The sequence below is a fragment of the Staphylococcus sp. GDY8P196P genome (assembly GCF_017891705.1).
Classification (GTDB): Bacteria; Bacillota; Bacilli; order Staphylococcales; family Staphylococcaceae; genus Staphylococcus; species Staphylococcus ureilyticus.
In genome coordinates this window covers 478,194-493,822 of the sequence record NZ_JAESJS010000003.1, presented here as the reverse complement: position 1 = coordinate 493,822, position 15,629 = coordinate 478,194, and the positions used below count along the sequence as shown (strand labels likewise).

Here is a 15,629-nt window from a genome sequence, read left to right as displayed (position 1 = left end):
GGCGTTCTCTGTAACAACGGTTTGAATTCATTAATCAAAAATCATGTACACCACTTTTATTCATATTACCCAAAAGGCAAAATAAAAGAGTAGGTACAAAATCAAAACTAGATATTGATTTCATAGTCCTACTCTTTATCGCAAAACAGTTTCAAAAAATATAATGATACATTTATGGCGATTGCTGATACTTTGATTTTTGGTATTAAAATCACTAATCATTATTTAAATTTGAATTTTCAATCCATCAAATGAAATGGTTGATTTTAAGCCATCTTCTTCTAATCGCTCTTCTAATTGTTTAATTTGTGCCTTCGTTAAACTTTCAGTAGCTTCAATATGAGTAAAATATGTATGCTTAGCATTAATAGTTTTAGCAATAGTCACGCATTCATCGAATGTAACCTCTCCTAAAGCATTTAACATACCTTCTGGATGAATACGTTCATTAGTTATAGGATTAACTTCATTGCTACCAAAAGGTAAAATAGCAACATCAACATTTTTCAACTTCTCCGTTGGTCGAAAGCCTTTAATTTCATCTGGAATAATAAGTATACGTTTGGTATTTGTAGTTAAATAAAAACCAAACGCGAATTGCTCTGCTAATTGAATCCACTCTACTGTTGTGTCTTCAAAACTAATTTCTGCATCATTGTCAACAATTACTAGGTTAATTACGCCTAATGATTCTAAATATTGAACATATTCCCAACGCGCAAAATATGCTTTAAAATCTTCCACTTCTTGAGTTGTAATATAAACCGTTGTCGTTTTGGACTTAGGTACTTTGTGAATAAAATCAAAATTGAGTGTTTCCCATATCCTCATCCCCATCGTGTGATCTGGATGCCAATGAGAATAAATGCCATATTTTATATCATAAATTTTTGATTGTCTTAGTTGTTGAAATATATCTTCCGAAGTGTCGATTAGTAATTGTAAATCATGAATGAAGATACCAGGCCCTGTTCGTTTTTGTGCATCTTTATGCTGTGAAACTGATTGATAAAGTGTTGGTACACCCCCAGAAGTTCCTAAACATTCGATTATCATTGGATCACCCCCTACTTATTTATAAATGTGATCATAATTCTTACGCAACCTCTCATAAATTATAGTTGCATATCATCCGATATTAATAATTTCATGTGCCAGTACTTCTGCTTCATATTGAGAATGAGTAACAAAAATAATAGGTATATTCCATAATTTAAAGATTCGTTTTACTAACAAAATACTTTCTGCTTTTGTTGTATCATCTAAACTAGAAAACGGCTCATCTAGTAACATCAAGTCTGGTTTAGTACTCAATGTTCTAGCTAATGCAACACGTTGGGATTCACCACCAGATAAACGTATTGGAAATTTATCCTTTAAGTGAACAATGTTTAATTGATTCATCAAATTGTCTATATGCTGTGAATACTGTGTCATAAAAGTGATGTTTTGAAACACAGTCATATTTGGAAATAATTGATAATCTTGAAATAAATAACCGATATTGCGTTTTTGAATTTTTACATCAACATTTGAAGTAGTATCTGTCAATATATGGTCGTTAATCTGTATATACGCTTGATCTGGTTGCTGTAGACCAGCAAGCATATTTAAAATTGTTGTTTTACCTATACCTGAAGGTCCTTTAATGGCATAAATTTTAGGTGTAGTATCATCTATTTTTACATGTAATTGTGTACTATTTAAAAGATGATTCAAAGATATATTAAGCATTAACGAACCTCCCGATAACCATCTTTATTCAATAGATTGATTGTACCAATTACAGTGATAGCAAATGCAACTAATACAATCACCCATAACCATGCTTGATTCTCTTTTCCCTGCTCTACTAAAAAATATATTTCTAAAGGTAACGTGTTAGTTTTATTAGGAATATAACCTGCTACCATTAACGTAGCACCAAATTCTCCAATTGCTCGTGCAAAACTCATCATTACACCAGCAAGTATTGAGCGCTTAGATAACGGTAAAACTAATTTCATAAAAATTTTATTTTCACTTGCACCCATCGTTCTTGCAGTATTCAACATTTTAGGATCTATACTCCTAAATCCTTGTACAGTATGCTGATACATCAGCGGAAAGCTGACAATGATGGAGGCTATTATGGCACCAGTTAAAGTAAATACAACTGGCAAATGTAATACATCGCTAAAAAATCTTCCAACCACACTATGTGGTGAAAATACAATCAGTAAAATAAAACCCATCACTGTCGGTGGTAACACAATTGGTAAGACAATGAAACTTTCTAAAAGTCTCGTTATAAAGCCACGACGCTTATACAACCATCTTGATATAAAAACACCTAGTATCGTAACGATAATCGTACTGATAATTGCAACCCTTAATGATATCCAAAACGGCGTGACATCTGGCATTTCTGCTACCCCCTATACTTTAAATTTATATTTTTTTAAAATTTCTTGCGCTTCATCTGTTTTTAAAAATTCAATCCACGCTGTTGCTAATTTTTTATCTGAAACTGTCGCTGACTTATATGTGATTGGCTGTTTTAATTTAGCGGTTTGAATTTCTTTTACGTTACTATCACCATTTTTTTGACTTTGATATAAATCTGTTTTATAAACATAACCTAATTGAGCATTGCCTTTTTCAACATAATTTAATACTTGTCGCACGTCTTTTGCAAAAACTAAATGTGGTTTAACATCATCATATAATTGATGATCTTTTAAGTATTGCTCAGCATATTTCCCTGCAGGCACAGATTTAGTCTCGCCAATAGCCAATTTTTCACCTTGTTTTAAATCAGACACATTCTTATATGTACTATTATCTTCACCTATAAGCACTAAGTCATTTTGTGCGTATTCATATTTATTTTGAGCTTGCTTACCTAAAGCATCTACATCTTTTGTATTTGCAGACATAAATACATCTACAGGTGCGCCTTTTTCTATTTGTTGTCTCAATGCGCCTGACCCACCATAATTAAAGGTGATTTTAGCATTTTTATGTTTTTTGTTAAATGCTCGTTCTAAATCTTTAGTGACATCTGTTAAACTTGCTGCAGCTGAAATATGTATTTCTTTCTTATGATCATCCTGAGTGCTAGCATCTTTTTCGCTCTGCTTCTTATCGCTATTAGAGCATCCAGTTATTAATATACATGCCATAATCGTTGCAATCATTAAAAATTTCCAAGTGTTTTTCATTTGATTGTCTCCTTTTTCATATAATTATATGCCTATTTATTTCAAAAAAAAAGAGCGTATACAAAAGTAAAAGGTACTTCGTATAGCTCAATTTTCAAAATATTTATTGTAACGATGCTATAAATGTTTTAAATGCACTTTGGCCTTGTGATGTGTTTTTAAATACACCTGCGTCTTCAAGTACACGTTTGAATTTGAAACCAAGTTCTTTTTCAATAATTTCATTTACGTTTTTCTCATGAATATCATATCGTTGTGTCATGTCTTCTGCCCATGGTTGATGTATGCTTGGCACTTGTTGTTGTTCACCTAATAAAAATGCTTTAACCTGTTGTAATTCTTGTTTTAATCTACCAGGCAAAATGGCAGTCCCCATTACTTCTATTAATCCAATGTTTTCTTTCTTGATATGTTGAACGTCTTGATGGGGATGAAATATACCATCTGGATATTGTTCCGATGTTTGATTGTCTCTTAAAACAATATCAAGTTCATATTGTTGTTCTCTATAACGGGCAATCGGCGTTACAGTATGATGACGCTCACCATTTTTACTGTATGCTCTTATATCTACAGTTTCATCTGAATAACTATTCCATGCTTTTCTAATAAATTCTGCCGCTGCCACCAAATCATTTTTATCTTCGCTTTTCAAACGAATAACACTCATAGGCCAATACAATGTAGAAGCCGTTACTGTTGAAAATTGTTTTAAGTTAAAATTGTTCATTTCCTTAGCATTATCCATCGGAAATGTGTGTCTACCCGATTGATAATGATTGTGTGTCAATATTGAACCGCCAACAAGCGGAATATCTGCATTTGAACCAATAAAATAATGCGGAAATTTATCTACAAAATCCAACAGTTGTACAAATGTTTGCTTATCTATCTTCATAGGAACATGTGATTGAGATAACACAATACTATGTTCTTTGAAATAGGCATATGGAGAATATTGAAATCCCCATTGTTCTTGTCCTAAGTTCAATCTGATGATACGGTGATTTGTTCTCGCTGCTTGTATTACAGACCCTTTAAAACCTTCATTTTCCATGCATAGTGCACATTTAGGATAATCTGTTGCAGGCGCTTCTTTCGCTTTGGCAATTTGTTTAGCATCTTTTTCTGGTTTGGATAAATTGATTGTTATTTCCATATCACCATACTCACTTGCTGTGTTGAAATTTATATTATGCGCAATTGCATCTTCTTTCACATAATGATTGCGTTTGGTTATGTTATAAAAATAGTCTGTCGCTTTCTTTGGACTCTGTTGATATAATTCATAAAACTTATAGTTCAGTACAGATGGTCGTGGTGTGATTAAATCTAATATTTGTGCTTCAATGATTTCTTTGCTATATAAAGCGTCATCTATACATTTCGCATTGATTGCTTCTTGAATCCAATATTGCGTTATCTCAAGCGCTGTAGTCTCAGAATTAAATTTGGAAGATGTTGTGTCCTCTATGCCTGAAGCATTTAAAATACTCAGCAATCTATTTTGAATATAAATGGCATCTTCCACTTCATAATCTCCATGTGCTATAGCGTGAGATACAAATAGTTGGACAGCGTAGTGATTCAATAACATCCATTATACCTCCTGATACCCGTTAGGGTGCTTTTCATGCCATTGCCAAGCAGAACCAATAATATCGTGTATATCATCATGTTTAGGTTTCCATCCTAATACTTCCTGTGCTTTATTACTTGATGCAATTAATTTGCTAGGATCTCCAGTTCTTCTTTCACCAACAACTGCGTTTATTGTTTTACCTGTGACTTTTCTTGCTGCTTCTAAAATTTCAAACACTGAATAACCTTGGCTACTACCTAAGTTAAACGCACCTGATTCTCCACCATTTTTTAAATGTTGAAACGCTAAAATATGCGCATCTATTAAATCAACGACATGTAAATAATCTCGTATGCAAGAGCCATCTTCCGTATCATAATCATCACCAAAAACAGTTAGTTCATCTCTTTGCCCTAACGCTACTTGTAATACAATTGGGATTAAATGTGTTTCAGGTCTATGATCTTCCCCTATTATGCCGTGTTCTTTAGCGCCTGCAACATTAAAGTATCGGAGTGCAGCAAAATTCACACCATATGCTTCATGACACCAATGCATCATTTTTTCCATCATTAATTTACTTTCACCATAAGGACTTGTTGGTGTTTTAGAATCATTTTCTGTAATTGGCACAGAGTCAGGTTCACCATATACAGCTGCTGTTGATGAGAAAACAATATGCATGACATCATGGTCATACATCACTTCTAACAATACTTGTAGACCATTAACATTATTATTAAAATATGTTAATGGTTTCTCTACAGATTCACCAACTAATGAGTATGCGCAAAAATGAAATACACCGTCAATATTTTCACTATTAAATACATTTTCTAAAAATGCTTTATCACGAATATCACCTTCGTAAAATTTCGCTTTATTGTGTATTGCTGCTTTATGTCCAGTGCCTAAATTATCTACAACTACAACATCATAGCCTCTATGAATTAATTGGTCTACGGCATGGCTTCCAATATAACCTGCGCCACCTAATACTAATACGCTCATGGAAAAATCCTTTCTTTTTCAAATTTATTTTAAATTGTTTTTACACCATCACTAATGCCCACATGATAAAACGATGGCTCATAGCCGATTTTTTCTATATATTTATTTGAGACTTCATCTTCTAGTGCTTGAATTTGATTTTTGTGCACTAAAGCAATTGCACATCCTGCAAAGCCAGCACCAGTCATTCTTGCACCGAGTACGCCTTCCACTTGTTGCGCAGTTTCCGCCAATGTATCAAGCTCGATACCTGTTACTTCATAATCATCTTTTAATGAGGCGTGCGAATCATTTAATAAATGGCCAAATTTTTCAAAATCATTAACAGATAATGCTTGATAAGCAAGTTTCGTACGTTCATTCTCTGAAACAGCGTGTTTTGCTCTTTTGCGTTTCACATCATCTTTAATAAGCATTTGATGTTTTTCAAATTGTTCCATTGTTAATTCACCTAAAGACTCAATATTTAATTTTTGTTGTAATGATGACAGTGCAGATTCACATTCACTTCTACGCTCATTATATTTACTTTCAGTTAATGAGCGACGTTTATTGGTATTCATGATGGATATGACATAGTCTCCAAACTTAGCAGGTACATATTCATAATCTAACGTTGCAGTATCTAGTAATATGGCATGTTCTGCTTTCCCCATACCTATAATGAATTGATCCATAATCCCTGAGTTGACACCCATAAATTGATTTTCAGTACGTTGCCCTATCTTAATAAGTTCTAATCTCTCTAAATTCAAGTTAAATAACTGCTTTACCAACCAACCGGTTAATAATTCGATTGATGCAGAAGATGAAAGGCTAGCGCCGTTTGGAATATTACCTTCTACCAAAATATCAAAGCCTTGATTAATTTCTGAAAAAGCTTCTACTAAATATTTAATAACACCTTTCGGATAATTCGCCCAATCATGCTCTTTATGAAAATCTAAATGTTCTAAGTCGAAAGAAATCATACCAACCGTTTCAAAATTATTAGAATATAGGCGAACCAATTTATCTTCTCTTTTAACAGCTAAACCATACGTTCCTAATTCAATTGCTGCTGGAAACACATACCCCCCATTATAATCAGTATGTTCTCCTATTAAGTTAATTCTTCCTGGTGCAAATGCACTCACTTCAGGCTTTACGTCAAATAAACTTTCGAATTTCTCGCGCATAGCTTCTAACATAACATCCCGCTCCTTTAAAAATCGATATACACAATAATAAAAACCCTTAGTAAACTTAAATAAAGTTTACTTGTTTACTAAATGTTTTGTCAATACACTTCACTTATTAACTTTAAAAGTCATCCTTTCTTTCAGTTGTGCTTCTGCAATTACATGAATAGCAATTTTCCTTGTTTTATTTATTCTCTCTTCTGCCATTCTTACTGCTATTTTTCCGAAGTCGTCTATCGGTATATGTACGCTACTTATAGAAGGAACCGCATACTGAATCACTTCCAAATCGTTAAAACTTATCAATTTGATATCATCAGGTAAAGTGTATTTTTTTAGTTGTAGTTGTTGCAATATGCCTAAAGCGATCATATCGTTACCTGCGATAAAAACTTGAGGTAGATGCTGGTTTTGTAATACTTCGTTTACTGCATTTATACCATCTTCTTTATGCCAACCATTCATTAATACTTCACCTTTTCTTCGGTGCTTATTACACCAATCATTGAATGCGATATACCGTTTATCTTCAATATTTTGATTATTTAGTGTTGGCATGCCTGCAAGGTTTTTTATTGTATGAGTACCACCTACGTAAACAATATCGTTTAATTCTGAATGATCTATATCATCTAATAGTTGAGTCATTGCATCGTATAAATCCGAATACACTGCATCAACTGATTTAGGCGTGTTAGGGTTATTAATAACCACAATATTCTGATTGTAACTCTGCAATTCTAGAATAGCTTCTGCAGCAAAATTACCTACAACAATAATTGCGCCAGCTTTGGCTATTTTAGTAAAATCAATCGCATCATGTTCTCCATCAATGCGAAGTGTTCTTTTTAATGATAGATTTAAACGTTTTACTTCTGCTTCAATAGCTAATCTAATCTCACGATAATACGGATCAGACATTTCTTTGGCTCTTGATGCATAAGTAATAATTTGTATACTTTTATTTTTTCTTTCAGCTTTTTTATATTGAAAATTTTCTGCTATGTCGTATATTCTTTTTCTCGTTTCTTCCGCGACAGATAAGGTGGGATCATTATTTAATACGCGGGAAACCGTTCCTGGACTCACCCTTGCTTCTTTCGCAATATCTCTTATACTAGCCATTTGCCGAATCACCCCTCACTATTGTGTTTACTATAAGTTTACTTCTAAGTCTGGTATATATCAAACAAATATTGCAGTTAAGCTTTTGGATATAAATGCAATTTATTTTTTTGCAACAAAAAATACGCTAAAATAGATAGTGAATAGGAACTGGGGGATAAATACTATGAACGAAGATGTTTTAACAAACCAACATATTGTTAGATATGAAGAAGGTAAACTTATTGAAACAACAGATCACTATGTCACAGAATTCCCACTGACGATTATGGTCAATGGTGAAGAATTTGCAACGGTCATTTGCAGTCCAAATCATATGAAAGAATTAGTACTAGGTTTTTTAGCTTCAGAAGGTGCTATTTTAAAAAGTGATGATTTGAAATCAATCCAAATTGATGATAGTAAAGGCTTTGCACATGTCGAATTAACCAAATCACTTAATGACCGGTTTGAATATTCTACTAAACGGATGATTGCATCTTGCTGTGGTAAGAGTCGTGAATTTTATTTCCACAATGATGCTGCAATAGCTAAAACATCAATGTCTAAAATTAAACTCACCCCTCACCAAGTCCTTAACATGATGACACGTTTACAAAGTGCAAGTAAAATTTTCAAACAAACTGGTGGATTGCATAATGCTGCCATCAGTGATGGAGAGGCATTTTTTGAACATAGACAAGATATAGGTAGACATAATGCCTTAGATAAACTTTATGGTTATTGCATACAACATCATATACCTGTGCGAGATAAAGTATTAATATTTAGTGGGCGTATATCTTCCGAAATCCTTATTAAAGCTGCGAAAATTGGCGTTGGTGTGATTTTATCTAAATCCGCACCAACCACATTAGCTGTAACACTTGCCAATGATTTAAATATTACAGCAATTGGTTTTATTCGGGATGGTAATTTTAATGTTTATAGCCATCCAGAGCGCATAATATCATAATGTGTTAAACGCCCTTTACATCATAAAAATACCAAATTAAAGACAAATCTTAAGTGATGATTCACCTGAGGTTTGTTTTTTTTATCTATTAAATGATGCGCTTTGATAAAAGTATCTACACTCATTCAAAATTAATAATGTATTTAATGTTGGATGTGGGTTAACGCTAATACTTACAAAAAACATCAGCCAAATATTACACCATAAAACAGTACCTTCAGAAAATATGCATAAAAAAATGTCGACAAAGTTAATGGCTTTGTCGGACAGTATAGTACGCTCACGTTGCGAGCATATTTTTTAATTAAAGTAAAAATGAGACTTTTTCAAATATCTTCTTTTACAATGTGATAACAAAAACTGATAAAAACATAACCTTGCTTCACGTACATATCTTTAGCACTATCTTCTCCATCGGCGATCAAAATCAATGGTTTGGGCATGGCTAATTCTGCAGCAAAACTTTGCATCACACTACCGACGCCTTGTCTTTGATGGCATGTTAAAACACCAAATCCATCAATTTCCACAGTTGTCTCATCTATGATCAAATCTAATATACCAGCTGGAACACCCTGCCTATATGCTATAAGACGTGTTTTAGCATCATTAATATATTGATTTTTTATCATATTTGTACTTTCTTTAACATACCCCTCACCATATGGTGCTGCAAATTGACTATGAACACTAATATAATCATCTATAGTATGCGCATCCACTACTTTAACTTCTACTTCAGAGTCTATATACTTTTTGAATTTTTGAGGTTCAATCGCATATAACTCCATGAGTCCTAATTCAAATTGCTCTTGGCTAATTAATCCTAACCATTGTTGGTCTAATGCTACGTTTTCCGGAAAAGTAAAAGTTAAATGATTAGAGTTTTGTTGCTTATGAAAATCAGTTTGTGTAGCTATATCCGCTTTCCATTGTTGAATTGAAGGCATTTGTTTATACACCCATTTATTTGCATCAAATATTAAAGGCATTTGAGGAGTTAAATAAATAGTTTTATATGCATCTTCAACGTAAACATTCCCAGGTTGGAAAATATTACTCAAAGTTATGTTCACCATCATTTCTCCTCCTCTTTGTCTCAATTAATTCTACTTAAGTAATTGCTTGAATCGACTATGGTTTAACATGATATTGCCTATTAAACTAGCAATTAGCGCTTTAATAACATCTCCTGGCATAAAGACAAAAGATAACATGATTGATTTAGAAATTGGCAAATTTGTAATAAGTCCCATTATAATCGTACCCACAACATCTAACAAAACGACACCTATCAATACAGTTGTTATTAATAATACAATAAAGTTGATCTTTTTCAAATATAAGTCTCTTACAAGACCAATAAGATATGTAATAACAGGATACATAAATAAAAAACCTGCTGATGGTCCTGCAAAAACACCAATACCACCACGGCCACCTGATAACAATGGTAATCCAGCAACAACTAAAAGTAATAAAACAACGACACTCAATGTGCCATATTTACGACCTAATAAAATGGCAGCTAGAAATATACCGATATTTTGTAACACAATTGGTACAGGCATTATGGGTAATGGTATTGCAGGTACAAAACCTAAAACTGCAATAATAGCAGTCATTAAAGCAGTATAAACTAAATATTTCGTTGACATCATCAAACCTCCTTCGATGAAAAAATTATACCACAAATGTAAACTGTTAAAAATAAAAAGTTTACAATTTAAATTTATAATCTTTTTCTAAACAAAAAAACATGAGCTTGAGACATCTTTGCTTTGTCACACGCTCATGTTTTATTTTGGTGATATTTATTTAAATCTCTAAAATACTACTGTAAATAATAGATTATGAATTCGTTTTTAAAAATTTCTCTTTCAAATCTTTTCTCATATACTCCAATGTATAAGGGTCGTTGTACCAATAAGTTTCTGCTTGCACTTCTATAACATGATTATTTTTAACTGCAGATAAGTTGTTCCATAGATCAGTTTTTTTATAACCTGGTTTTGATTTACCCTCACTCGTGGAAACGATATAATCACCAGCATAATCCGCTAGTTTTTCTTGTTTAATTTCAGCCCAGCCTTCTTTTTTAACTAACTCATTGAGTTTGTTAGGCATCTTTAATCCAAATGCTTGGTACATAACTTCTCCTCCACGTCCCCAGTTAGGTCCGTAAGTGTAAAGTTTTTTATCAAATTCATCAAAAATTGACACTGTTGTATCTTCACCAATTTTCGCTTTGATTGCTTCACCATCTTTTTCAGTTTGTGATTTCCATTTTTCTTCCCATTTTTTTACTTTATCTTCTTTTCCAAGTAGTTTACCTAATTGTCTTTGTTGATCTAAATATTTATGTTTACCATAATCGTAAACAACAGTCGGTGCAATCTTCTTATACTTTTTAATGTTTTTATCTGTAGAGTAAGCTACGATCAAATCTGGTTTTGTTTTTGCAACTTTTTCAACATCATTTTCTCCAACTTTTTCAACATCTTTAAATTTATCTTTTAAAATATGACTGTTATCGACTTGCTCATTGACAGCTACAATTTTACCTCCTAAATATTTTATTCCGCCTGCGTATGTAGGTGCAACAACTGCAATACGTTCAGGATTTTTAGGTATATCAATTTTCTTTCCGCTATCTAATGTATAAGCTTTTGTGTCTTCTTTGTTACTATCTGAGCCGCTTTCAGATTTTTTGCCGCAAGCTGCTAATATTAGAACCATTATAATTATTGGAAATATTAATTTTTTCATAAGTCTCCTCCATTGAAAATGATTATCATTACCATTGAATTATATAATGATTATAAAATTTGTACAATAGAAAACCTAAAATTTTTATTATTTTAAAAAATAAAAAAAGGAATGAGTTAGAAAATCAACTTTAATCATTGATTTCATATACTCATTCCAATATAAATCGTTTATTCAAAGATTTCATTGACTATAAAGACAAGCCATGTTCTCGGCATTTATTTAAAGTGGCCTAATACACTATGCGCAATATTAGTATAGGCCATGTCTTCCATCGGCGGATTATGCAGACCAGCTCGCATATCTCTATAATAACGTTGCAATGGTCGTTCCATTTCTAAACTCTTAGCGCCCACAATACGCATGGCAATATCTATTACTTCTAAACCTTGATTCATCACCAACACTTTACTTGCTGAAGTTTCATTCCAAATCGGTATCTCTTGTTGTTGGTTGTATAACGCTGCAGTACTCCATAAAAAGTGGCGTGCAGACAATAGTAATGATTCCATTTTACCAACATTTTGCTGTACAGTTGAAATATCGCCAATCACACCATCAATACTTGCAGGACTATAATTTTTTGCAAAATCTACGGCATAATCTCTCGCCGCTTGTGCAATACCTAGATATGTACTAGGGATATGTAGTATCCAGCCATTAGGTTGCTTGCCACCCGCACCTCTTATTTCTACAAAATTTTCTTCTGGAATGAAAACATCATTTAAAATCAAATCGTGACTTTCAGTTGCACGCATGCCTACCATATTCCAATTGTCTGCAATCTCCACACCAGGCGTATCTTCAGATATCAAGAAAAAACCAACAGTATCAATTTCTTCATAATAGGCACTTACAATAAAATGGCTTAATCTTCTACTCATTGAAGTAAAGGTTTTGACCCCATTAATCACAAAACCGTTATCTTTTTTTATTGCATGTGTAGCAGGTCTTGCGCCGCGTGTAGGACTACCTGTTTCGGCTTCACTGACAGCTCTGTTAACTAATGCACCTTTTTTCACTTCTACTGCAAAGCGCTCTAGCATATCTTGTTCCCAAGCATGTTGTTCATATAATTGCCCAACAACACTAAGGTGCCAGCCAACTGAAAGTGCAGTCGCACCATCTATTGCTCCTAAATATGTCTGTAGTACAACCATATCTTCAACAGTCGCACCCTCACCACCATATGCTTTAGGTAACGTTAATAACGTATAACCTTCTTTTACCAACCAATCAATATTTTCATATGGAAATCTTGAATGTTTATCATTATAATCAGCTTTTTCTTTAAACTGCGCTTTGATTGAATCAAATTTATCTATCCACTTTTTTTGTATCTCTGTATGTATTAATGCAGAATAATTCACAGTGTCCACCTCATTTTAGACTTTTCTCTATTAAACTTAGTGTAACACTCGCTTATAACGAATAAAAGCTATTAGATTACAAAATCTTACTTTACCGATAAGGATTAATGTGATACTTTGTACGTATTGATATTCTGGGGGTTTAAAATGATTACAGTTGAACATTTAATACATAAATATAAAAATCATACTGTTCTTAATGGCGTTAGCTTTTCACAAAATAAGGGAACTGTGACTGCTATCATCGGTCCAAGTGGATCAGGTAAAACAACGCTACTTAGAACATTGAACGCGTTAGCGATACCAAAATCAGGTACAATTCAAATTGGTAATCAAAATTTTGTCGCCGATAAACATTCAAAAAAAGATATTTCACAGTTAAGAAAGAAATCTGCGATGGTGTTTCAAAACTATAATTTATTCAAAAACAAAACAATTCTTGAAAACATTACAGTTGGCTTGATACATGGTAAAAAAATGCCTGCTAAACAGGCAAATGAAATGGCCATTTCTTATTTAGAGCGTTTTAATTTATTAAACCAAAAAGATAAATATCCTTCACAACTATCTGGTGGTCAAAGTCAACGCATAGGAATCATACGTGCCTTAGCGCTTAATCCAGAAGTACTGCTATTAGATGAACCTACGTCTGCGTTAGATCCTGAATCAATTCAAGGCGTATTGTCACTTATCAAATCTATTGCACAAGAAGGCATGACCATGGTAATCGTCACTCATGAAATACAATTTGCTAAAGCAATTGCAGATCAAATTCTATTTATAGATGAAGGTAAAATATTGAAACAAGGTACACCACAATCAGTTTTAGAATCTTCTGATTCTAAAAGAATTAATCGTTTTTTAAACACCGTAGAAATGGAGCGTGACTTATTATGAAAAATAATAAGTTACGTATTTTAATCATTTCATTGTTGATTACGGTGTTATTTAGTGGATGTAGGCAAACACAAGAATCCTCAAGTCATAATAATAAAAAAGAAATCAAAGTAGCAATTTCTGCAGAAGTTAATCCGCCTTATTTGTATACAAATAAACAAAATGAGTTTGCCGGTTTGGATATAGACTACCTAAAACTATTAGAAAAAAAGTTACCGCAATATCAGTTTAACTATGAAGCTGGCGAGGAAGAATCTAATCTTGTAGGTATTGGTGCTGGAAAGTTTGATATGGGAATTAACTGGTTTTTCAAAACACCTGAACGCGAAAAACAATTTCTCTATCAAGACGTTCCTTATAGTTACGCATTGCCTTTAATTGTTGTTCATAAAAATAATTCTGATATACATTCACTCAATGACTTACCTGATAAAAAATTAACACCAATGGCACCAAGTGGCGGATTATACTCTATATTATCTCAGTATAATAATTCACATTCTCCAAAAATTGATATCGATACTATTCAAGAACCTTCTAACGGGGACAATTTAAAAATGGTTAGCAATAACAGACGTGATGCCATGATTTTAAACTGGAACACTTACAATGCGATTCAAAAACAAATCAATGCTGATGTTAAAATTGGCGGAATTATAAAAAAAGAATCATTGCATATTGTCTATAATAAAAAGCATCAAAAATTGCATGACGACATTGATCAAGCTACTCAAGAACTAATAGATGAAGGTGAATTACAAAAACTTTCTGAAAAATATTTTGATATCAATGTATTTGATGATTTGGATGAAATAAACAAGCAAAAAGATAAATTGGAGGTACAATCATGACAAATTCTGTTAACTGGGGTGATTTATTCGGCCAAGTTTTACAACAATTACCCATAACACTATTCATCTTTATATTGTCACTCTTTTTTGCCTTAATACTTGGGTGCTTATTAGCAACCATCCGTATCAAAAAAGTAAAAGTATTATCACCTATCGTCCGTATTTATCTGTCTTTTATTCGAAGTACACCTTTAATTTTACAACTTTTTTTGGCATATTTTGCTTTGCCGCAATTATTATTATTCATCCAAATCGATATCAATCATTTTAGCAGACTGTTTTTTGTAATTTTAGCGTTCACATTGCATACGGGTGCTTATCTTTCAGAGATTATACGGGCAGGATACCAATCAGTAGACTATAGCCAAATTGAAGCAGGACTATCTGTCGGTTTATCTTACCCACGGATTTTAGTAGATATTATAATTCCACAAGCGTTACGCAACAGTATTCCAAACTTGACGACACAAGTGATTGAACTAATTAAAGACACATCTTTAGCTTTTACAATTGGGATTATTGATATGATGGGACAAGTTAAATTAATTATTGGAAATAACTATGGACTAGGTATGTTAGAAGTTTATGTCGTCATATCTATTATTTACTGGATAATCGCTCTTATCATACAAACTATATTTGCACTCATCAATAAACGAGCCCAAAAACCATATCGTGTCTAAGG

Annotated in this window: 16 protein-coding genes; 4 read left to right on the top strand and 12 right to left on the bottom strand. The window is 32.9% G+C overall.

All coding sequences use genetic code 11. The features are described from left to right. Positions 1-225: 225 nt before the first annotated feature. From KA814_RS02315 to KA814_RS02280, 8 genes are all read right to left on the bottom strand, one after another. Positions 226-1,056: an MBL fold metallo-hydrolase gene (locus tag KA814_RS02315; protein WP_064209370.1), complete on the bottom strand. Its 831-nt coding sequence runs from the start codon at positions 1,054-1,056 to the stop codon at positions 226-228. A 72-nt stretch (positions 1,057-1,128) separates the two neighbouring features. Then, a complete protein-coding gene (locus tag KA814_RS02310) occupies positions 1,129-1,734 on the bottom strand; it encodes an ATP-binding cassette domain-containing protein (RefSeq protein WP_046208450.1) in 606 nt (201 codons plus the stop codon). Then, positions 1,734-2,405 (bottom strand): molybdate ABC transporter permease subunit, encoded by a 672-nt coding sequence (gene modB, locus KA814_RS02305; protein ID WP_046208451.1) that lies wholly within the window; start codon positions 2,403-2,405, stop codon positions 1,734-1,736. Before modB ends, KA814_RS02310 begins: the two co-directional genes overlap by 1 nt. 12 nt (positions 2,406-2,417) lie before the next feature. After that, entirely contained in the window at positions 2,418-3,203 is a 786-nt protein-coding gene (modA, locus tag KA814_RS02300) for a molybdate ABC transporter substrate-binding protein (protein WP_046208452.1), read from the bottom strand. Between the two features lie 103 nt (positions 3,204-3,306). Then, positions 3,307-4,800 (bottom strand): UDP-glucose--hexose-1-phosphate uridylyltransferase, encoded by a 1,494-nt coding sequence (gene galT / locus KA814_RS02295; RefSeq protein ID WP_046208453.1) that lies wholly within the window; start codon positions 4,798-4,800, stop codon positions 3,307-3,309. Between the two features lie 3 nt (positions 4,801-4,803). Then, on the bottom strand, positions 4,804-5,796 hold the full coding sequence (gene galE / locus KA814_RS02290; RefSeq protein WP_210122657.1) for a UDP-glucose 4-epimerase GalE: 993 nt from the start codon (positions 5,794-5,796) through the stop codon (positions 4,804-4,806). Between the two features lie 29 nt (positions 5,797-5,825). Then, on the bottom strand, positions 5,826-6,986 hold the full coding sequence (locus KA814_RS02285) for a galactokinase (protein WP_064209368.1): 1,161 nt from the start codon (positions 6,984-6,986) through the stop codon (positions 5,826-5,828). 99 nt (positions 6,987-7,085) lie between these two features. Continuing rightward, positions 7,086-8,102 (bottom strand): LacI family DNA-binding transcriptional regulator, encoded by a 1,017-nt coding sequence (locus tag KA814_RS02280; RefSeq protein WP_210122656.1) that lies wholly within the window; start codon positions 8,100-8,102, stop codon positions 7,086-7,088. 166 nt (positions 8,103-8,268) lie between these two features. On the opposite strand from KA814_RS02280, the gene fdhD reads away from it, so the two are divergent. Beyond that, positions 8,269-9,057 (top strand): formate dehydrogenase accessory sulfurtransferase FdhD, encoded by a 789-nt coding sequence (gene fdhD, locus KA814_RS02275; RefSeq protein WP_046208457.1) that lies wholly within the window; start codon positions 8,269-8,271, stop codon positions 9,055-9,057. Positions 9,058-9,383: 326 nt separating this feature from the next. On the opposite strand, the gene KA814_RS02270 is transcribed toward fdhD, so the two are convergent. From KA814_RS02270 to KA814_RS02255, 4 genes are all read right to left on the bottom strand, one after another. Further along, on the bottom strand, positions 9,384-10,136 hold the full coding sequence (locus KA814_RS02270; protein ID WP_046208458.1) for a GNAT family N-acetyltransferase: 753 nt from the start codon (positions 10,134-10,136) through the stop codon (positions 9,384-9,386). 30 nt (positions 10,137-10,166) lie between these two features. Further along, positions 10,167-10,715, bottom strand: coding sequence for a biotin transporter BioY (locus tag KA814_RS02265; protein ID WP_046208459.1), 549 nt, complete (start codon positions 10,713-10,715; stop codon positions 10,167-10,169). A 193-nt stretch (positions 10,716-10,908) separates the two neighbouring features. After that, positions 10,909-11,826, bottom strand: coding sequence for an ABC transporter substrate-binding protein (locus KA814_RS02260; protein ID WP_046208460.1), 918 nt, complete (start codon positions 11,824-11,826; stop codon positions 10,909-10,911). 218 nt (positions 11,827-12,044) lie between these two features. Continuing rightward, positions 12,045-13,196: an acyl-CoA dehydrogenase family protein gene (locus KA814_RS02255; RefSeq protein WP_046208461.1), complete on the bottom strand. Its 1,152-nt coding sequence runs from the start codon at positions 13,194-13,196 to the stop codon at positions 12,045-12,047. Positions 13,197-13,343: 147 nt separating this feature from the next. Here KA814_RS02255 and KA814_RS02250 point away from each other — a divergent pair, with 147 nt between their 5' ends. The 3 genes from KA814_RS02250 to KA814_RS02240 are packed head-to-tail and all read left to right on the top strand — an operon-like array spanning position 13,344 to position 15,627. Then, complete coding sequence (locus KA814_RS02250) at positions 13,344-14,093, top strand: amino acid ABC transporter ATP-binding protein (protein ID WP_046208462.1); 750 nt, start codon at positions 13,344-13,346, stop codon at positions 14,091-14,093. Continuing rightward, positions 14,090-14,944 carry an amino acid ABC transporter substrate-binding protein gene (locus KA814_RS02245; protein ID WP_210122655.1) on the top strand — a complete coding sequence of 285 codons (855 nt, stop codon included), beginning with the start codon at positions 14,090-14,092 and terminating at the stop codon, positions 14,942-14,944. Before KA814_RS02250 ends, KA814_RS02245 begins: the two co-directional genes overlap by 4 nt. Further along, positions 14,941-15,627, top strand: coding sequence for an amino acid ABC transporter permease (locus KA814_RS02240; RefSeq protein WP_046208464.1), 687 nt, complete (start codon positions 14,941-14,943; stop codon positions 15,625-15,627). The genes KA814_RS02245 and KA814_RS02240 overlap by 4 nt, the downstream gene beginning before the upstream one ends. The last annotated feature ends 2 nt before the right edge of the window (positions 15,628-15,629 follow it).